Origin of the sequence: Pseudomonas sp. 10C3, from assembly GCF_036346185.1 — a bacterium.
Lineage (GTDB): Bacteria > Pseudomonadota > Gammaproteobacteria > Pseudomonadales > Pseudomonadaceae > Aquipseudomonas.
In genome coordinates this window covers 45,675-65,901 of sequence record NZ_JASJVE010000001.1, presented here as the reverse complement: position 1 = coordinate 65,901, position 20,227 = coordinate 45,675, and the positions used below count along the sequence as shown (strand labels likewise).

15 protein-coding genes and 2 pseudogenes are annotated in these 20,227 nt (G+C 55.7%); 11 read left to right on the top strand and 6 right to left on the bottom strand.

Annotation, left to right across the window (positions count from 1 at the left end; translation table 11 throughout):
- Nucleotides 1–136 precede the first annotated feature (136 nt).
- The gene (locus QN399_RS00320; RefSeq protein WP_330200371.1) at nucleotides 137–631 is read left to right on the top strand and encodes a GNAT family N-acetyltransferase; all 495 of its coding nucleotides are present in this window, start codon (nucleotides 137–139) and stop codon (nucleotides 629–631) included.
- 45 nt (nucleotides 632–676) lie between these two features.
- Here QN399_RS00320 and QN399_RS00315 read toward each other — a convergent pair whose 3' ends face one another.
- A complete protein-coding gene (locus QN399_RS00315) occupies nucleotides 677–2,845 on the bottom strand; it encodes a methyl-accepting chemotaxis protein (protein ID WP_330200370.1) in 2,169 nt (722 codons plus the stop codon).
- 423 nt (nucleotides 2,846–3,268) lie between these two features.
- Between QN399_RS00315 and QN399_RS00310 the strand changes: the two genes are divergently transcribed.
- From QN399_RS00310 to QN399_RS00285, 6 genes and pseudogenes are all read left to right on the top strand, one after another.
- Nucleotides 3,269–4,588, top strand: a complete 1,320-nt coding sequence (locus tag QN399_RS00310; RefSeq protein WP_322181170.1) for an MFS transporter — start codon at nucleotides 3,269–3,271, stop codon at nucleotides 4,586–4,588.
- A gap of 209 nt (nucleotides 4,589–4,797) precedes the next feature.
- On the top strand, nucleotides 4,798–5,268 hold the full coding sequence (locus QN399_RS00305; RefSeq protein ID WP_330200369.1) for a VOC family protein: 471 nt from the start codon (nucleotides 4,798–4,800) through the stop codon (nucleotides 5,266–5,268).
- A gap of 496 nt (nucleotides 5,269–5,764) precedes the next feature.
- Nucleotides 5,765–6,009: pseudogene (locus tag QN399_RS00300) on the top strand (LuxR C-terminal-related transcriptional regulator).
- Between the two features lie 325 nt (nucleotides 6,010–6,334).
- Nucleotides 6,335–7,030, top strand: a complete 696-nt coding sequence (locus tag QN399_RS00295; RefSeq protein ID WP_323566145.1) for a hypothetical protein — start codon at nucleotides 6,335–6,337, stop codon at nucleotides 7,028–7,030.
- Between the two features lie 206 nt (nucleotides 7,031–7,236).
- The gene (locus tag QN399_RS00290; protein ID WP_322181164.1) at nucleotides 7,237–7,608 is read left to right on the top strand and encodes a cupin domain-containing protein; all 372 of its coding nucleotides are present in this window, start codon (nucleotides 7,237–7,239) and stop codon (nucleotides 7,606–7,608) included.
- A gap of 137 nt (nucleotides 7,609–7,745) precedes the next feature.
- On the top strand, nucleotides 7,746–8,945 hold the full coding sequence (locus tag QN399_RS00285; protein ID WP_330200368.1) for a hypothetical protein: 1,200 nt from the start codon (nucleotides 7,746–7,748) through the stop codon (nucleotides 8,943–8,945).
- A gap of 351 nt (nucleotides 8,946–9,296) precedes the next feature.
- On the opposite strand, the gene QN399_RS00280 is transcribed toward QN399_RS00285, so the two are convergent.
- A complete protein-coding gene (locus QN399_RS00280) occupies nucleotides 9,297–10,217 on the bottom strand; it encodes a restriction endonuclease (RefSeq protein WP_330200367.1) in 921 nt (306 codons plus the stop codon).
- Between the two features lie 150 nt (nucleotides 10,218–10,367).
- Between QN399_RS00280 and QN399_RS00275 the strand changes: the two genes are divergently transcribed.
- Complete coding sequence (locus tag QN399_RS00275) at nucleotides 10,368–10,958, top strand: nucleotidyltransferase domain-containing protein (protein ID WP_322181158.1); 591 nt, start codon at nucleotides 10,368–10,370, stop codon at nucleotides 10,956–10,958.
- On the top strand, nucleotides 10,958–11,401 hold the full coding sequence (locus QN399_RS00270; RefSeq protein ID WP_330200366.1) for a DNA-binding protein: 444 nt from the start codon (nucleotides 10,958–10,960) through the stop codon (nucleotides 11,399–11,401). The genes QN399_RS00275 and QN399_RS00270 overlap by 1 nt, the downstream gene beginning before the upstream one ends.
- Nucleotides 11,402–11,509: 108 nt before the next feature.
- Here the strand turns inward: QN399_RS00270 and QN399_RS00265 are convergent.
- Nucleotides 11,510–12,770 (bottom strand): annotated as a pseudogene (locus tag QN399_RS00265) (ferric reductase-like transmembrane domain-containing protein).
- A 187-nt stretch (nucleotides 12,771–12,957) separates the two neighbouring features.
- Complete coding sequence (locus QN399_RS00260; protein ID WP_322181151.1) at nucleotides 12,958–13,689, bottom strand: HNH endonuclease; 732 nt, start codon at nucleotides 13,687–13,689, stop codon at nucleotides 12,958–12,960.
- Between the two features lie 163 nt (nucleotides 13,690–13,852).
- Here QN399_RS00260 and QN399_RS00255 point away from each other — a divergent pair, with 163 nt between their 5' ends.
- Nucleotides 13,853–14,167, top strand: coding sequence for a hypothetical protein (locus QN399_RS00255; protein WP_330200365.1), 315 nt, complete (start codon nucleotides 13,853–13,855; stop codon nucleotides 14,165–14,167).
- Nucleotides 14,168–14,433: 266 nt separating this feature from the next.
- Here the strand turns inward: QN399_RS00255 and QN399_RS00250 are convergent, their stop codons facing one another.
- The gene (locus tag QN399_RS00250; protein ID WP_322181149.1) at nucleotides 14,434–15,681 is read right to left on the bottom strand and encodes a ribonucleotide-diphosphate reductase subunit beta; all 1,248 of its coding nucleotides are present in this window, start codon (nucleotides 15,679–15,681) and stop codon (nucleotides 14,434–14,436) included.
- 191 nt (nucleotides 15,682–15,872) lie between these two features.
- A complete protein-coding gene (locus tag QN399_RS00245; RefSeq protein WP_322181148.1) occupies nucleotides 15,873–18,761 on the bottom strand; it encodes a ribonucleoside-diphosphate reductase subunit alpha in 2,889 nt (962 codons plus the stop codon).
- 724 nt (nucleotides 18,762–19,485) lie between these two features.
- Between QN399_RS00245 and QN399_RS00240 the strand changes: the two genes are divergently transcribed.
- Entirely contained in the window at nucleotides 19,486–20,226 is a 741-nt protein-coding gene (locus QN399_RS00240) for a response regulator transcription factor (protein WP_330200364.1), read from the top strand.
- The last annotated feature ends 1 nt before the right edge of the window (nucleotide 20,227 follow it).

Sequence of the window (20,227 nt, the reverse complement as noted above, 5' to 3'; positions counted from 1 at the left end):
TAATTGTCTCCGGTTCGCTGGAAATACCGTTGTGCCATGACGACGGTGACAGGGATCTTTCCGTGCAAGGGCAAGCGGCCGCACGTCGAGCCAAACGCAGTTGAACAACTTCTCGACAGGGTGTGTGAACAAGGCAATGATCGAACTCAAACCGGCATTCATCGACGATATACCGCGCCTGTGGGCGCTCAGAACCCGCGCGGTGCGGGTCAGTTGCGCGGGCCATTACTCGCCGGCACAGATCGACATCTGGAGTGCGACGACCGCGCCAGAGACGTACCTCCGACTGATTGCCAGCCAAGGCGCGTTGATCGCCGAAGAGGGCGGCCAACTGCGGGGCTATGCGATCCTCGACCTGCAAACCGGCGAAGTCGATGCCATCTTCGTCGACCCGGACCACAGCGGAAAAGGCATCGGCAAACACTTGCTGCAGGGCATCGAAGCACTGGCGTTGCAACACGCATTCAGGCGCGTATATCTGTTTTCCTCGCTGAATGCTGTTGCGTTCTATCAGGCGGCCGGGTTTATCGCGATGAGGGACGAGGAATACGTTCATCCCAGCGGCATCATCTTGCGCAGTCTGTACATGGAGAAGGTGCTGCCAGAGTCGGCAGTTACGCCTGGGCGGTAACTGAGGGGACGACGTCCTTGTCGAAGCATCAGTGAGGCCGTATATCTACGAAGCCAAAGCGCTTCTCTCCCGCCCGCTGCTGACTTCAAACTGGCCCACCAGCTTTTGCAGTTTGTTGGCATTCAGGCGTACGGTTTCCGCGCTGCTTTGCAACACAACTACGGTCTGGCGCATCTCGCCTGAGGCCAGGTCCACGCGCTTGATGGTCTTGCCATAATCCAGGCTGCGGTCGCTGAGCTGCTGGATGATGCTGATCATGCTTTCAACCTCATGGTGCAGCTGAGCGTTTTCCGATGAAGCGTCTTCGGTGGTTCGCAGGTGGTTGTCGACGTCCTGCACGCCGCTCTCCATGAAGGCCACGGCTTGTTGGGTTTCGCTTTGCAGCCCCTCGACCATGTGTTTAATGTCATCGGCGGCACTGGCGGTACGGATTGCCAGGCTGCGTACTTCATCGGCGACTACCGCAAAACCACGACCGTGCTCACCGGCGCGAGCGGCTTCGATGGCGGCATTGAGCGCCAGCAGGTTGGTCTGATTGGTGATGTTGGTGATCAGGCCGACGATCTGGCTGATCTGCGACATTCGGCTGTCGAGCAACTGCACACTGGAAGCCGAGCGCTCGACCACGTCGCGAATCGACTGGGTGCCCACGCGGACCGCCTCAAACTGCTCGCGGGCACGTCGAACCACGTGGTCCATGGCCTGCTTCATCTGCTCGGCCGTCAATGACGCCTGGTTGATTTCACTCAGTTGCCCCTCGACGATCAGCATCATGCGGTTTACCGCTTCAGCCACTTCGGTGGAGGTAAAACCGGCTTCCTGGCTGCTGCCGAGCATCAGTGCATTAGTCTTGCCCATGCTTTTGGAGGCGTGGATCACCTGACCGACCACCGCATCCAGATTGTCGATGAAACTGTTGATCCAGCGGCCCATGTCACCGGTTTCGTCGTTGGCCATCTTCTCGGTATCAAGGCGCTGACGCAGGTTGCCTTCGCCCTCGGCGATGGTGCGGATCACTTGCGTCATGTCGCTCAGGCGCACCGCCAGGCGTTTAGGCCCGAATGATGAGAACAGCAGGGCGGTGATCGCCATGCTGAATATCTCGATGCCGTCGATCTGCAACTGACCCAGGCCGCTGTAATGCTGGACCAGATAATTGCAGGTGAACAGGCCACCCATGGTTGCCAGATAGGGTTTCATCAGGCCGTAGCTCAGAGAACGACGCCGATAGACTTCCTCCAGATCGGCCTCACACATCATGCCCCAGTGATCCGCCGAGCCGGGCAGCTGGAAGGTCACACCCTTGCCAATCACCGGGATGTGCCGGTAGTCGGAATAGCCGGGATAGGTGACGAACAGGTTGGAGCCGGTGCGAATGGTTTCGCGCACGCCGGGGTGCAATTGTTGAGTGGCAGGATCGATAAAACGCAATTCGAGCTCGGTGTGACGCTGGATCTTCACCGAGCCCCAAGCGGTGTGCACGCCGGTCTTGAGGTTTTCCCCGTGGGTAAATGCGTTGTCTTCGAAGCGCGAGCGTGACAGTGCGATGCCGGGTTGCAGGGCGCGGTCGAAGCCGGCCTTGACCATGAACAGGTAGTTATCGCCAGACTCAGGGTAGATATGCCCGGCTTCGCGCTGGATCAAATCCCCAAGCACATCGTTGGGTACCCGCCCGCACAGGCAGCCCAGCACTTTGCCATCGAGCAAGAGCGGCTGATAGAACATCAGGGTAACTTCGTCATGGAAGCGTGAGGACGACGGACCAATTTTCAAGGTCAGCGGATCGCTGTATGGACCGTGCAAGAATGGCTTTTTCAGGCCTTCTGCCAGCGCACGAGGGTCCAGATCCTTGGCGTTGCAATGCGCTGGCCATGTCGAGGCAAGCACCTCGCCCTGAATATCGACGACAAAGAGCTCGGAAAAGTCCGACGCCTGGCTGAGCTTCTCCACCAGTACCAAGGCATCGATCCGGGTAAGGTCGCGTGCGACGTTGGTGCTCAGTTCGCTCAAGTGTTCCCAATACTCTTGAGCCCAATGCTGGAGCAATTTGACGCGGGTTTCGGCGATCGATTCGAACGTGCCTTCGATCACAGAGTAAATGGACTTGTTCATACGACAGGAGCGCCTCATGGCCAGTTTTCCTGTCTTGCCGAACCAGGGCAGCCAATGCTTTTCAGCGGTGGATAGCTGCATTGAATCACTGTGCAGGGTCATGCCGGACTCCTTAAACAACGGCATCAAAGATACGGGTGAACAGGCAAGGACCGAGCCATTCCCTGTAATAAGTGCGGTTTTCACAAAAAATGCAGGCATATCAGTCGTTTTTTGGCGTTTTACCCTATTTAAGTGTCGTTTTTATGCTCTATAGAAGTGCGTTTTCTGATATGGGTGCCCATCAGAGAGCGCAATCGAGCATGTAGACTCCTGTGTCGGGGACATCTTGGTGGCCGCGAATGGCTTGACGCGCCGGGCCTTCCTGGGACGGCGCCATCATTTGCGCCGTGTATGTGCTGCCAATCAAGTGCGCTTTGCTATGCTTCGCGTCCAGCGTCCGGGCGAAAAGCGTCGCGTGACAGTTTCAATGGAGCGACCTGTCGTGACGGTCGAGCCTTAATCACTTCACGTTTTGGATTGCTCATGACAGCCATTATTCGACCACGCCTCCAGCCGCTGTCCCGGGTTGACTACACAACCTTGGGCCTTGCGGCGCTCGGTGGGGCGCTGGAAATCTATGACTTCATCATCTTTGTGTTCTTCGCGCTGACCTTGAGTCAGCTGTTTTTTCCGCCAGACATGCCTGAATGGCTGCGCTTGCTGCAAAGCTTCGGCATTTTCGTCACCGGTTATCTGGCTCGGCCGCTGGGCGGCATCCTGATGGCGCACTTCGCTGACCGATTGGGCCGCAAGCGCGTGTTCAGCCTGAGCATTTTGTTGATGGCACTCCCGTGCCTGCTGATCGGGGTGATGCCGACCTATGCCCAGATAGGTTACTGGGCGCCGCTGATTCTGTTGGCCCTGCGTATCCTGCAAGGCGCCGCAGTGGGTGGAGAGGTCCCGAGCGCCTGGGTGTTCGTCGCCGAGCATGCGCCCAGAGGTCATCGTGGCTATGCGTTGGGCGTGCTACAAGCCGGGCTGACGTTTGGCTATTTGCTGGGCGCGCTGACGGCGACCTGGCTGGCGCAGGTGTTCAGCCCTGCGGAAATTCTCGATTACGCCTGGCGCATTCCGTTTCTGCTGGGCGGTGTGTTTGGCGTGGTGGGTGTCTGGCTTCGGCGCTGGTTGAGCGAAACCCCGGTGTTCATGGCCCTGCAGGCACAGCGTGAAGCCCAGCCCGAGTTTCCGTTGCGAGCGGTGCTGCGCGAACATCGCCAGGCATTATTACCAGCGGCGTTGCTGACGTGCGTGCTGACCTCTGCAGTCGTGGTGCTGGTGGTGATCACCCCGACAGTGATGCAGCAACGATTCGGCATGACCGCCAGCCACACGTTCGCCCTGAGCGCACTGGGGATTGTTTTTCTGAACATCGGCTGCGTCCTGGCCGGTCTGGTAGTGGATCGTTTTGGCGCCTGGCGCGGCGTGGTGCTGTACAGCCTGCTGTTGCCGCTGGGGATCGCGTTGTTGTATGCCAGCCTGATTGGCGGCTGGCTCTCACCCGGTCTTGCCTATGCCATCGCGGGGTTGTCCTGCGGCATCGTCGGTGTGGTGCCGTCGGTGATGGTCGGGCTGTTCCCGGCGCATATCCGTGTGTCGGGTATTTCGTTCACCTACAACATCGCCTACGCACTCTGGGCCAGCACCACGCCGTTGATATTGATCGCGCTAATGCCGTGGAGCCCTTGGGTATGCGTAGGCTATTGCGCAATCATGGGGGGCGTGGGTGTGCTGACGGCGACTTTTTTCGGCCTGCAGCGCGGCGTCGAGGTTGATGGTGTCATGGCGGTAAGAGCCGCACGCTGAGGACCTTTCGAGGCAACCGAATGCGTCATAGAATAAAGCAGCAGTGAGCAGCGACGTCGTGGGGCAGAAACCGCCTCGAACGACAGGCCCGCCTTAAGGACGGCCAACTGCGTCTGATCTGCCGCAACGAACGGACCTGGTCTTCAGTTGACCAACCGGCGTACCTGTCTTTGTAAGCCGTACCTATCTTCGTAAAAAGGAGAATGGACATGAGCGTCAAAGCAATCCCGGAGGGCTTCCATAGCCTGACCGTGTACATGGGCGTCAAAGATGCAGCCAAGGCCATCGAGTTTTACAAAAAGGCATTTGGCGCCACTGAGAATTTCCACCTCAACAACCCGGACGGTAAAGTCGGGCACGCCGACATTCAGATCGGCGATTCCAGGCTGATGCTCGCCGATCCATGTGATCAGGGCGGGTTCAACAGCGCCGATCCGATGAGTAAACCTTCATTTGGCATGTACCTGTATGTGCCCGACGTCGACACGCAATTCACGCGCGCCGTCGACGCCGGGGCCACGGTCGTGAGTGAGGTCAAGGATCAGTTTTACGGTGACCGTTCTGGCGCTGTGAGAGATCCTTTTGGGCACTTGTGGTTCATCGCTACCCACAAGGAAGACCTGACGCCCGAACAAATCGGCAGACGTGCCGAAGTGGCCTTCAAACAAATGCAGGCCTGACGGTCTCCGCAATAATCAGCACGTCGCCAGTCTGCCCCCCGTCAGCTCGGCGTGCTGGTCTGTGCCATGCCTCGTCAAACCGCTATGCTCGACAATGGAAGTACTGTTTTGTTACAGCGTTATTTGTAACAGATGATTGTAATTATCATTCTTGAAGTTTATTCTGCCTGTCTATACAACTGATGTCGAAATGCTTTCGTGCATCGATCATTTGCCTGAATAGGTAAATGAGCGATGAGGATTTTTTTGCGCGGATTTTATGTGCGGCTTTAGTGTCTGGCCTACGTGCTAGGTCCTGTTTTGTTGTAGGAATATTCTTTAAGTGCCTAGTGCTGTAGCGAACAATCATAAAAATATGCCTGATATTTATTTGCGTGAAAACATTCTAAATAAATGGGTCGATGTGCCGACTTACTGTTTAAGGTCAGGAAAGGAGGCAGCAACAAGCTTTCTGTCTGTGTGTGTCAGATGCTCAATAATAAAAGGCTCGAAACCTATGCGGGTAACACGGAGAGAACGTGATGTCCTGTCCCTTCTGCTGCGCGGTAAAACCAACAAGCAAATCGCTGAGGCCCTTGGTATCAGTGGCTATACCGCTCGTGATCATGTCTCGTCTCTGCTGAAAAAAAATGGAGTCAAGACCCGCGCTGCGTTGATGGTGGAGTATATGTCCAGAAAAATTCAAAATAAACATGACCCCCTACATCTGTAGGATTGTGTGTGAAGTCAGTGTGTTCATAATACTAATCTCTGAGTCCGTATGGGCCGTTGTGCCGATCTGAGCACTGCTCGCTGCTATTAGCGGTCGTCAATATTAGTTGTCAGTTTATTGTCTGGATTGCGTTTGTCTTGACGGGCGTTCGGCTGTCTTGAATAAACGTTAATACTCACGTTGTCGGCTAACGATAGTGGCGGGTATTGAACACGCATTGACTCATCTACTCGCAGGGGCTGAAGCGTTTCATTGCTGGCCGGCAGTAGTGGGGTAATGAGTGAGTGCAAAAAAAAATACAAAAGCAGGATGTCTTCGTTAATAACAAGTGGAGTAACACTCGTGAATTTTTCCATGACCGCGGCTGATGCAATCGTCCATACCCCGCAATGGATCGACTTCTGCAATATCGATGAGTGTTTGCCAATGGACTGTTCGCAGTTGGCCGCACGGCAGGCGAGGTTGTCGAAACCTGAACTGCAGGACCTGCAAGGAAGAATCGTGGGTCCGCGAGGTATTTTGGCCGCTTTTTCCATCCAGGTGGCTGAGCAGGGGCGGCAGGCGCCCTACCTTCAAATACTGCCTGAAAGCTCTGATCCAACGCGGCTGATGCTGGCTGAAAAAGCGCTGGAATTTGCACTGGGTTGCCACCAGCGTCGAGCGTCTGGCGAGAACCCTTTCGCCGACCTGCCAAGGGCTCCGCTGTGCTGTATCGTTTATGACGATTTGGGCCCCTATAACCTTGCTGAGCGTTATGCCGCAAGTGAGGAACTCAGGACCTTCGATGGCCAGTTTTTCGCCCGCTTGATCGCGACAACCCATGAAACGGTTGAGCGAAGGGTGGTCTTTAAAGGCCTGCTTGAACATTTCGACGCTTTGCTGCCGGTAGAGCAGAGCATTTATCCGGAAGGCTATAGAGACGTGCAGCAACGCTATCTGGATCGTGAGGAGCAGCTTTACGGCAAGTTGACTCTGGGCAAACCACTGAGTGTGATTTTTGCTGAACAAACACCCGAAAGTCTGCTGGTAAGCCTGGGTGCACGCGGATGAACGCATTCAACCGACGCCGATCGCCAAACGCACGTCAGCCAATGCCAACCGAACGTCACCGGTCGGAAGATCAATCAATGGGGGGGCAGAATTCGGTACTAAACTGATTAGGTACTTTATTGGGGGCGAACCCTAAGCCTTGTAGCTGCCAGAACATAGGCTCCGGGGCTTGGGATTATCCAGTCACTCGATCAAGGAACCCTGTCATGCACACTCACGAGCAAAAAACCGAACACAAGTCCTTCTCCAAACCCGATGAAGTCCGCGAGTTTGGTCACGGCAAAGCTGAAATCCTCAAAATCGGTGACGCAGAAGTGGGCCGATATACCTTCGAACCCGGTTGGCGCTGGTCAAATGACATCAAGCCTCTGGCCAAAACAGCCAGCTGCCAGGCGCCTCACTTCCAGTACCACGTCACGGGCAGAATCGCCATTCGCATGGATGACGGTACAGAGTTTATCGCCGGACCAGGAGACATCACCTCGTTACCCCAAGGCCATGATGCCTGGGTCGTTGGCAACGAAACGGTCGTGCTGGTCGACTGGTTTGGTGCAACCAACTACGCCAGGAAGGTTTGATCTTGTTCGAAACGAGGGTAAAAGAGGCGGCTCATTGATGATCAATGAGTCAGCCCCTTTTGCGATTGTTCGGGCACGAAATGAGCTTTGTATCTAGAGTTCGTGGATCGTCTATCCCTTTGCTAAAGGATTGCCTCATGACCAAAGGATTGTTCAGCTCCGGTCCTGCGTACGCCTTTCTCCTCTGTGCATTCCTGCCATTCACCCTTCACGCCAGTGAATCCCTGCACGTCTTCACCGGCACACTGGGCAATATGCCGATTGTGCTGGAGCTGGATCTGAGCGATCCGATGGTGGTCAGCGGTCGGTACTTCTACGAGAAACACCACAACGACTTGCCGCTCAGCGGCGTCTTGAGCGGGAAGGAGCTCACCCTCGAGGAGGGCCTGGACGATAACAGTGGTAACGCTCTCCCCGAGATGCTCCTGCATCAAGGGGCACAATCAGACTGGCAAGGTGAATGGGGGGGGCCTGGGGGTAAAACCCTCACGGTTAAACTGACCGAAACACAAGTACCGCCACCGTCCAAAGGTGTTGAGGCGGGTTGGCAGACGATCTATCAACAGTCGCCCTATGATTACCTGCGCCTGCAAGGTTTGCCGCTAAAGCCGGACAGGATGCAGACCTTCATGGGCTACACTCTGCAATGGTGGACGGAACCGGAATCCAGACTCTCATTGTTCGAGATTACCTCGGGCTACACACCGGAGCAGCGTGATCGCATCAATCAACAACTGCGCGCCCGTCTGTGGAATGAAGTGGTCAGTTACCACGCCTGCCTGCTCCAGGGCAGCCGCTTCGGCGCGGACTTTCAGCAAACAGTCACTCCCGAGCTGCTGTCGCCCGGCATCGTCAGCGTGAATATCTTCACTCGCTATAACTGTGGCGGTGCACATCCGGACTTCGGCGACTCGCCAATCAGTGTCGATGTGAACACGGGTAAATCGCTATCGATGGAAGACGTGCTCTGGATCGGTAAAGGCAAAGCCTTCCATTACGATGATCGCGAGGAGGCTAACGGAAAAGGCACATCCAGCGTGAGTTTTGACACCTTCTCTAATTACCGCAACAAACAGTTCGCGCCCTGGATCGTGAGTCAGCTAAAAATCTCCGCCCCGGAAAAAATGAAAAAACCGGCGACAAAAGACGAAGACTGCAACTATAGCGATCCGAGCATCTGGAGCTTCCCGGCCTGGTACTTCAAACCCGGCGGCCTGTATTTCGGCCCATCCTTCGCCCGCGTGATGCGCGCCTGCGAAAGTCCGGAGTGGTCGGTGGTGCCTTACAGCGAAATCAAACAACACCCCGGTGGCATGGCGCTGGATTTACCGGACTAAGGCTCGCGCAGCAAACGAGGTCTCGATTCTCGTGGGAGCTGACTTGTCTGCGAAGACCATCCAGCGCGGACCACCTGCCGCACCTCGATCCAACACCCGCCAGCAGGTGATCATGGCTGCAGGGTCAAACCCAAACCTGACGGAAGCCCGTGCCGGGCTTATTCGCAGACAAGTCAGCTCCTACGAATAATGTGCTATTTCAGATGGTTATCGATTGTTTGATAGGACTGTCGCGCAGCAAGCCGGGTCCAGGTAGGAGCTGACTTGTCTGCGAATAAGGGCTGAAGGACCTTCCTACGGTGGTGAATCCAGTAATTTCAATTGCTTATAAGCTGTTTAACAAGAGCCATCTTACAGAGGCCGGAATATAGGGCGAATACCCTTACACCCTGGATATGAAGAACACCCCCAGAAGTCACCCCCCGCATTAGCGCCACTTCGGGCGACTCTGATTACCATCGGCTTCCTGCAATGAGGGCAAGCAGGCGCTACCGGTTTAGCTGGGGATGGTTTGGCTGGTGGCTCAGCAACCGGGGGCGCTTTGGCAACTTCAGGAACAATGACCGGCTCCACCTGTTCCTCTACGACAGCCGAAGTAGGCCGCGGCCCTGGGCGCTTGGTCGCTGCGATCCATTGGTTCAGCAGCTCCCCATCCACCAGCCGCAGGTTCCGTCCCGAAGCGAACTGCTTCGCTGGCCCAGTAAAGCGGCCGCTGGTGATCACAAATCCGCCCGTCGCACCCTCTGCCGCCATCGCCCCATACAGCTCACGAACCGTCGGCACGCCAACCTGCAGCGAGCGCCATTGCTTGCATTGCACCAGGTACTTTTCTCCGTCCTTGCGAGCAACCAAATCGACCCCGCCATCCGGCCCGTTACCACCGGTTTCCTGAACGCTAAAGCCCTGATGCCGCAACGCCTCACCCACCAACAGCTCGAACTGCTGCCAGGTAATGCCTTCAAGCGTCTTGCCACCCGGCATCGCGACCGCCGCCAGCAACCGACGCCGTTTACGTCGACCGAACACCGACGCCGCAGCACCGCCGAGAAAAATCAGCGGGACCAGGTACTGGCCGAAGGTGGCGAAAGTTTTGAAGGCGGTGTTGAAGATCATTGAATCCAGGTGCTGCATGCCCGAATAGATCGGTGTCTGGGCGATGGCGATCGAATGCAGATACACACCTGACGCGATGGCGATCATTGCACTGACCCACCACGGGAGTTTGCTGGCGATGTAAAAGAGGTCTTCGAAAGGGGAGGTTTTTTTAGCCATGACTTCGCTGATATTGAAAGGCCATCTGAAGATACGTGCAGGGTGATTCGGTGTCTACGGAGTGCGATCTGTCTCGTCCTGCAATGCTTGAATATTGCTGCTTTTTAGGCTTCAATTGCTGCCTTAAAAGCAGCATATAAGGGCGTTGCCATGTCGCTGAGTACGTTTCTATTTTCCGATTACCGCAGAAAGGTGCTGGCGTTGTTGTTGCTCCACCCCGACGAACGTTATCACCAACGTGAGATTGCCCGTCTCACCGATACCATTTCAGGCACCCTGAGTCGTGAGCTAGCCAAGATGGTGGAAGCGGGTTTGCTAGAAAAAATGCGTGTCGGTAACCAAGTGCAATACAAAGCCAATCTGGAATGTCCGGTTTTCGAAGAGTTAGCCAGTATCCTTCGCAAAACGGAGGGTTGGATTCAGTCGCTGGCAGAAGCGCTGGAACCGCTGGCAGATTCTATCAAGGTGGCTTTTGTATTCGGCTCCATGGCCAGCGGCAAAGCGGGTTCAAGCAGTGACATCGATCTGATGGTTATCGGTGACGCAAGGTTTAGCGACTTGATTACCCACCTCTATCCGCTTCAGGAGGCGCTCGGCAGGGAGATTAATCCCAAGCAGTACTCGATCAGTGAATGGCGCCGCCTAATAGAAGAGAAGGGCGCGTTTGTGCGGGACGTGTTGAGCAAGCCAAAGCTATTTGTGATTGGGCATCAGCAAGATCTGGTGGTTGATGAGGCGTAATGATGACGTTGGCGAATTTGTTGGGACTGTCACTGGAGAAGGTCGAGCCTGATGCCGCGAGCATCAGCCGCTTGATGGATGCGGCACGGCGCAGCCTGGCAGATGCTCAGTTGACGAACATGAGTAGCGAAGGTCGTTTCGACATGGCGTACAAAGCCATCATGCAAGCTGCCAACTCGGCTCTGCAGGCCAATGGGTATCGAACGTTGACGAGCAAGCCCGGACATCATCAGACGATGATCCAGAGCTTGCCTCTGACTATTGGTCTGGATGCGAAAACCATGATCGTCCTGGATGGTCTTCGCAAGCAGCGCAATGTCAGTGACTACTCTGGAGATCCGGTTAGTGAAAGCATGGCGCTGGAAGCAATCGCTCATGCTCGGGCTTTGCTAGTCCAGGTTGAGCATTGGCTGAACGCTAACAAACGACATTTGGTTGGGTGAGTGGCGTGTTGCATGGATTGAGCAATCACTGTGTCCACCCATCATGGGACTTCGCCAGCGATGGTGAAGAGATCGCCGAGTGAGGTGGTTTTTAGCCATGACTTCGCTTCAGCGGAACTCAAAAAATTCGTAGTGGAGATTACCTTCAGGAATCCCGCTTTCGCGCATCAGTTCACGGACGCGTGACATCAAGCCCTTGGGACCACAGAAGCTAACGTGGATCTGTGCCGGATCTGTTTGGGTGGCTGCCTGACGCACGGTTTCAGCCAACTGATCGGCACCCCCGCCATTGCCAACGAACTCGACCCCACGCTTTTCGGCCATACCTTGCAAAAGCTCGACGCTCGGGAACGCTCGCGACGGATTAAAGCAATAGACCAGAGTGGCATTGTCGAAGTGGCTGGCAGACGTGTCCTGCAGCCAAGAGATGAATGGCGAAATACCCACACCTCCGCCGATCCAGATTTCCCGCTCCGCGCCGGGCTGACGCTTGAAGCGTCCGTACGGTGCATAGATATCCGCCAGCATCCCAACCTTGACCTGATCGCGCAGTTTCTGCGTGTAGTCCCCCAAGGCGCGGATCACAAACTTGATACGGCCACTGTCGGAATGGGCGGCAGCAATAGTGAACGGGTGAGGCTCGCGCAAGCCTTTCTCCTTCATGGCCAGGAACGCAAACTGCCCTGCCTTGAACGTAAAGCCGCTATGGATCGGCTCAAGCTCAAGGCTCAGGGAATTCTTGCCAAGGGAAACGGCCGACACCTTGTATTCGCCAGCGGTAGCGATGAAGGGGTAAAGCAGCAGTTTGTAGAACGCCGCGAGCGCACCCGTGCCACACAACAGCGCTAACCAGATGCCGGCGGGGTTGCTCAACGTCATAGGCGACTTGAAGCTCAGCCAATGCAGGATGACGATCACAAACAGCGGGCCTGACAGCTTGTGCCACCAGCGCCACAGGCCATAGGCCATAGGGGATATTCCGGTTCAAGGCGAGCAACACAATCATGCCCAGTGCAACGTAACTCAGTTGGCGTACCAGACGCGTCCAGTATTTAGACATCTCAAGGATCGGCACGCTGTGCCAGACGTCCAGATAGGCCTTGAACACAAAATGGTGAGAGGCAAATACCAGCGCCCAAATACCCAGCCATTTATGGGTTTCATAGACCCTATCCAGGCCCCCGAACAAAACCTCAACGGCACGCCAGCGGCTGGACAGCAAGGCGGCAACCGCCATATAGGCCAGCGCCGCAGTGCCTAGGATCAGACTAAGCGTTGCCGAGGTCAGCCACGTGTCGGAAGGAATCTCGATGAGCAGGGTCGTTGCCGTGATCAGCAGGATGCCAACGATACAGTGCCAGCTTTTCAAGGACGCATGCTCCAGCCATTTACGGCTTTAACGATAATTCTGAATAAATACTGACCGGAAAAACCGGGAGAAAGCAGAATTGAAGTAGGCCATGTTACGGCATTGAGTGCTGTGTGACCCTGACCTCTGTCATCGCTTTAGTCAGGTGTCTTAATTGGCGCAAGGCTCTGGACCGGGCTTTATGGGCTCATTTATTCACATCTGGATCTTCGATAATCAAACGATTAAGTCTTTCGTAGAGCGATGCTGTAAACATTTTCCCATCTGCTGACAAATGACAGCGTCGGTGGCAATTCGGGCAGAGCGCGACGGCGTTCGTTGTTCTGTCGCTGCCATTATCAGCTAAGCGACGAACATGATGGACCTCAAGACAAGGGGCACCGTCGGTGAGCAAAAACGGTGCGTCCTGCCCGCAACCCTCGCATTTCCCTTTTGCGTTTTTGAGCACCCAGTCTCGAACCTTAAGATCACGTTCATAAGTAGTCGTTGTACTCGTTACAGACTTTGGATATTTGTTGCCTGGTGGCGGTGGGCTTAGGAAGTCAGTAGAGGACTCCTCAGTTTTCTGATTAGGTGATTTGATGTCGGTCGATGCAACGTAACTAGTTGATGTGGATACGCCTTTGCTTTCTAGAATCGCTTGGATCTTACTGCGGATGTTTGTCCCCGCGTTATCCCGAGGGACATAGCCCTCGACGCGTCGCAACCCCATAGCAATGAAGATGCTGGAAAGGTTGTGCATGCGCATCTCTACGGAAGACTTTCCTCGTGCGGAAAGCGCACCTTCACGTAGGTTTCGGTTTATTTCCGCTTTGTTGAACGGCTCAGACACCCTCTCCTTTTGAAGCATGCCGAGGTACGCATCTACAGCGGCCTCTAGCTCGATATCGTTCCAGCGAGTCGATGTTTTTTTCGTCATAACGGCGCCGATATTGAAATGCCAGCGCGAAGATACGTGTAGGACGAATCTGTGTCTATTAAGGGATCTTTCCTACAGAAGATGAAGCGGTGATGTTTGATGGCTTTTAGTCATCATGGTAAAAAGTTTGCTGGATATGTCATCCGCAAGCGAAGGAACTGCCATGAAAAAAATAGGGATAGGGTTTATCGCAGTGCTGTCGCTGCTCTGTGCTTTTTCGGTGTCTGGCAAGGACGTCAATCTTTCAGATTCAGCAATCATCAAGACCCTCATTGACGACTCGATATCGTCATACCCAGGCAATTGTCCGTGTCCATATAACTCTGCGAGAAACGGTAGCCGTTGCGGCAAGCGTAGCGCGTATAACCGTGCTGGTGGGTATGCGCCGCTTTGCTTTAAAGAGGATGTTTCTAAGGAGATGGTTGAGGATTATCAGTCGGCGACTGAAGGCATGACCGAACACATTGCTGAAAACTGATTTCAGAGTATTCCTCCCGTCCGGGAGGGCATAGCATCCCGTGGCACTGTGGGGCGTTTGTTATTCAGTCTTCGCGGACAAGTCCGCTCCTACGCCCTTCGGGCAGAATCGAGACCCAGTTTGCTACGCGACAGCGCGACGTCGAAGCGGTCCTCCTACAGAGGATTTGTATCGGGTGCATCACTGTCGAGTCACCCCAACAAAAAAGCCAGAAGCAACCGCTTCTGGCTTTTCCACTTCAAACATCAGCTAAGTAAATCGAGCGATCAATCCCAGCTCAAAGCCCCACCGGTCTGATACTCAATAACCCGAGTTTCGAAGAAGTTTTTCTCTTTCTTCAAGTCCATGATCTCGCTCATCCATGGGAACGGGTTGGTTGTGCCTGGGTATTCTTCCTTCAAGCCAATCTGGCTCAAACGACGGTTGGCGATGAATTTGAGGTAGTCCTCCATCATTGCCGCGTTCATGCCCAGTACGCCGCGAGGCATGGTGTCGCGGGCGTATTCGATTTCCAGTTGGGTGCCCTGGAGGATCATTTGGCTGGCTTCTTCCTTCATTTCAGCGTCCCACAGGTGTGGGTTTTCGATTTTGATCTGGTTGATCACGTCGATGCCGAAGTTCAGGTGCATGGATTCGTCGCGCAGGATGTATTGGAACTGCTCGGCGACGCCGGTCATTTTGTTGCGACGGCCCATGGAGAGGATTTGGGTGAAGCCGCAGTAGAAGAAGATGCCTTCCAGCACGCAGTAGTAGGCGATCAGGTTGCGCAGCAGTTCTTTGTCGGTGTCGACGGTGCCGGTTTCGAACTTCGGATCGGAGATCGAGCGGGTGTATTTGAGGCCCCAGGCGGCCTTTTTGGCGACCGATGGGATCTCGTGGTACATGTTGAAGATCTCGCCTTCGTCCATGCCCAGCGATTCGATGCAGTACTGGTAGGCGTGGGTGTGGATCGCTTCTTCGAAGGCCTGGCGCAGGATGTACTGGCGGCACTCCGGGTTGGTGATCAGGCGGTATACGGCGAGTACCAGGTTGTTGGCAACCAGGGAGTCGGCGGTGGAGAAGAAGCCAAGGTTGCGCATGACGATGCGGCGTTCGTCGTCGGTCAGGCCTTCCGGATCACGCCAGACAGCGATGTCGGCGGTCATGTTGACTTCTTGCGGCATCCAGTGGTTCGCGCAGCCGTCGAGGTACTTCTGCCAAGCCCAGTCGTATTTGAACGGGACCAGTTGGTTGAGGTCGGCGCGGCAGTTGATCATCATCTTTTCGTCAACGGCAACGCGGGCGCTGGCGCCTTCGAGTTCAGCCAGACCTTCGGCGACGTCGAGGCTGTCCAGAGCCGCCTTGGCGCGGATGATCGCGGCCGAGTCGGTGTTCGTGACTGCACGGGCGGCGAGGGCGGCGGCGCCACCAGCGCTGTCGAGGCGGTCCATGTTGGCTTCGTTGGCGTGACCGGCGTTGGTTGCTTTGGCGGCTACTTCGCCGTCTTCTTTATCGAATTCGTCCCAGCTCAGCATGATGTTCGTCTCCTGCGTGAGGGCCAGTCTGCTGGACTGGCCTGTGGATCTTTAGGTGTGTTGCTTGCGTTACGTTTGCTGCACGCAAAAAACATAAAATTGTAGGGCTCAGAGGCCCTTGATGTTGCTTTCAATACCCGCACTGCAAAACAACGCGGGCGCCACTCAGACTCGTGCGACGCCCGGATGAATTATTGGCAGGCTTCGCAATCCGGCTCATCGATAGCGCAGGCTTTAGGCACTGGCGCTGGACCGGCAGGGGCGGCGAGTACGGAGTCGTCGCCGTGGTTGCCGCTAGAGACTGCGTTGAGCTTGCTGGTGCTGATGGTCGACTTCTCGGTGCTGGTCGCGGCCAGGGCACGGAGGTAGTAAGTGGTTTTCAGGCCACGGTACCAAGCCATGCGGTAGGTCACGTCGAGCTTTTTACCCGATGCTCCGGCGATGTACAGGTTCAGCGATTGCGCCTGGTCGATCCATTTCTGGCGGCGGCTGGCGGCGTCGACGATCCACTTGGTGTCGACTTCGAACGCAGTGGCGTACAGGTCTTTGAGTTCCTGCGGGATGCGGTCGATTTGCTGTACGGAACCGTCGTAGTACTTCAGGTCGTTGATCATGACCGAGTCCCACAGACCGCGAGCCTTGAGGTCGCGAACCAGGTACGGGTTGATCACGGTGAACTCGCCGGAGAGGTTCGATTTCACGTACAGGTTTTGATACGTCGGTTCGATCGACTGCGACACGCCAGTGATGTTGGCGATGGTTGCGGTCGGTGCGATGGCCATGATGTTGGAGTTACGAATACCTTTCTGTACACGGGCACGGACAGGCGCCCAGTCCAGGGTTTCGTTCAGGTCAACGTCGATGTATTTCTGGCCACGTTGTTCGATCAGGATCTGTTGCGAATCCAGCGGCAGGATGCCTTTGGACCACAGCGAGCCCGGGAACGTCTGGTAAGCGCCACGCTCATCGGCCAGATCGCAGGAAGCCTGGATCGCGAAGTAGCTGACAGCTTCCATCGAACGGTCGGCGAACTCGACCGCAGCGTCGGAGGCGTACGGGATGTGCTGCAGGTACAGCGCGTCCTGGAAGCCCATGATGCCCAAGCCGACTGGGCGGTGCTTGAAGTTCGAGTTCTTCGCTTGCGGCACCGAGTAGTAGTTGATGTCGATCACGTTATCGAGCATGCGCACGGCGGTATTGACGGTGCGCTCAAGCTTGGCGGTGTCCAGCTTGCCGTTGACGATGTGGTTCGGCAGGTTGATCGAGCCCAGGTTGCAAACGGCGATTTCGTCCTTGTTGGTGTTCAAGGTGATTTCGGTGCACAGGTTCGAGCTGTGGACCACGCCGACGTGCTGCTGCGGGCTGCGCAGGTTGCACGGGTCTTTGAAGGTCAACCATGGGTGGCCGGTTTCGAACAGCATCGAGAGCATCTTGCGCCACAGATCTTTGGCCTGGATGGTCTTGAACAGTTTGATTTTGCCTGGGTACTGGGACAGGGCTTCGTAGTACTCGTAACGCTCTTCGAAGGCCTTGCCGGTCAGGTCGTGAAGGTCTGGCACTTCCGATGGCGAGAACAGGGTCCACTGGCCGTCATCGAAGACGCGCTTCATGAACAGGTCAGGGATCCAGTTGGCGGTGTTCATGTCGTGGGTACGACGACGATCATCACCGGTGTTCTTGCGCAGTTCGATGAACTCTTCGATGTCCATGTGCCAGGTTTCCAGGTAAGCACAGACCGCGCCTTTGCGCTTACCGCCCTGGTTGACTGCTACAGCGGTGTCGTTGACCACTTTGAGGAACGGCACGACGCCCTGGGATTTGCCGTTGGTGCCCTTGATGTAAGAGCCCAGCGCGCGAACCGGCGTCCAGTCGTTACCCAGACCGCCTGCGAATTTGGACAGCATGGCGTTGTCGTGAATGGCGTGGTAAATGCCCGACAGGTCATCCGGTACGGTGGTCAGGTAGCAACTGGACAGCTGTGGACGCAGGGTGCCGGCGTTGAACAGGGTTGGGGTCGACGACATGTAGTCGAAGGACGACAACAGGTTGTAGAACTCGATGGCGCGATCTTCTTTGTTCTTTTCTTCGATCGCCAGGCCCATGGCCACGCGCATGAAGAAGATCTGCGGCAGTTCGAAACGCACGCCATCCTTGTGGATGAAGTAACGGTCGTACAGGGTTTGCAGGCCCAGGTAGGTGAACTGCTGATCGCGTTCGTGGTTGATCGCCTTGCCCAGTTTTTCCAGGTCGAAGGTGGCCAGAATCGGGTTCAGCAATTCGTGCTGAATGCCTTTGGCGATGTAGGACGGCAGAGCCTTGGCGTACAGGTCGACCATTTCGTGGTGAGTGGCGCTGTCGGCCACTTCGAGGAAGCTCAAGCCTTCGGCACGCAAGGTGTCCATCAGCAGGCGAGCAGTCACGAACGAGTAGTTAGGCTCGCGCTCTACCAGGGTGCGCGCGGTCATCACCAGGGCGGTGTTGACGTCTTTCAGCGCTACGCCGTCGTAGAGGTTTTTCAGGGTTTCGCTCTGGATCAGGTTCGCATCGACTTCTTCCAGGCCTTCGCAGGCCTCGGTGACGATGGTGTTCAGGCGACCCATGTCCAGCGGCGCAAGGCTGCCGTCGGCGCGGGTGATGCGGATCGACGGGTGCGCTTGTACGGGGTCTTCGATAGAGCGAACAGCACGCTCTTTGGCGCGCGAATCACGGTAGATCACGTAGTCGCGGGCGACTTTTTGTTCGCCAGCACGCATCAGGGCCAGTTCGACCTGATCCTGGATTTCTTCGATGTGGATAGTACCGCCAGAAGGCATGCGACGTTTGAACGTGGCAGTGACCTGTTCGGTCAGGCGCGCAACGGTATCGTGGATACGCGACGAGGCGGCAGCGGTGCCGCCCTCAACTGCGAGAAATGCTTTGGTGATGGCGACGGTGATTTTGTCATCGGTGTAAGGAACGACAGTGCCGTTGCGCTTGATCACGCGCAGCTGACCAGGTGCCGTAGCGGACAGATCCTGATGGGATTCGCCAGCCTGCGGCGCAGTGGCCTGCGGGTTCTCGCGGGTTGTGTCGGTTTGCATGGGTGTCTCCACGTTCTCTATGTTTGTTTGGGCACTGAATACGTGCCCACCGTTCCGTCTTGAGGCAGTCAGCCGACAAACGTCAGCTAAAAGACTTCAAAACGGATAAGGAAGGCTTTTGCCGCCATTCCCTGGCTTTGAAGTCGATGGTTTCGGGTCAATGCCCGCTACCGGAAATCTTTTGGAGGATGCTCGCTATTTGTTGCAACACGTGTGCCGTTTTGCCCCGATGGTTGAGGCAGAGCAGCGACCATCCGCATCAGCGGTTGGTGTACTGAAAAATGCTTAAGTTCAACCAAACCGACACAAGAAAACTGCTTGAGTTTCTAGGTTGAAATGTGTTTGGTTTTTTGGCCTAAAACCCTACATGTAGGGTTTTTTTTTGCGGCGAGATACAAGATAAAGCGTTTTGGGGATGGATTGCAACGTGGTCATTGTGGATAAAGCTGTGGGTATATTGTGTATGAAACAGGGAAGTCGGCTGTAGGCCGCGCCGCTGCTGGACTGCACCGCTTGTCACTGCTTTTTACTGTTTTCGCGGGTTTTTGCGGGCGCGAACCCTATCACAAAAAACACAGATAACAAGGGTATTCTGGCATGTCGTGTGCTTGGCGCGAGCGGTTGCTACAATCGCCTTCGATCTCGCCCTGACACCGGGTGTTTTGCGCGATGATTCGACAAAAGATGTCTCTATTAATAAGAACAATGGCAGCAGAGGTAACCCGTGGAGCAAGAAGCCTGGCAGGTGCTTATTGTCGAGGATGATCAGCGTCTGGCTGAACTGACTCGTGACTACCTTCAGAGTAATGGCCTGCGGGTAACCCTTGAAGGTGATGGTGCTTGCGCCGCTGAACGCATCATTGCCGAGCAGCCGGATCTGGTGATTCTCGACCTGATGCTGCCCGGTGAAGACGGCCTGAGCATTTGTCGCAAGGTGCGAGACCGCTATGACGGACCGATTCTGATGCTCACGGCGCGCACCGATGACACCGATCAAATTCAGGGGCTGGACATGGGCGCCGACGATTTTGTCTGCAAGCCGGTGCACCCTCGTGTGTTGTTGGCGCGCATTCATGCGTTGTTGCGGCGCAGCGAAGGGCCTGAACCCGAGGCGGCAACGAACCCGCGGCGGCGGGTGTTCGGCCCTCTGGTGGTCGACAACGCCCTGCGTGAAGCCTGGTTGCAAGGCAACAGCATCGAATTGACCAGTGCCGAGTTTGATTTGTTATGGCTGCTGGTGGCCAACGCAGGGCGGATTCTTTCCCGCGAAGAGATCTTCACGGCCTTGCGCGGCTTTGGTTATGACGGCCAGGACCGCTCCATTGATGTACGCATCTCACGGATTCGACCCAAGATCGGCGACGATCCGATTCATCCGCGCCTGATCAAGACCATTCGCAGCAAAGGGTATCTGTTCGTCCCGGAAGCGGCGCAAGACCCAACGTGTTACGTGCTGAACACCTGAC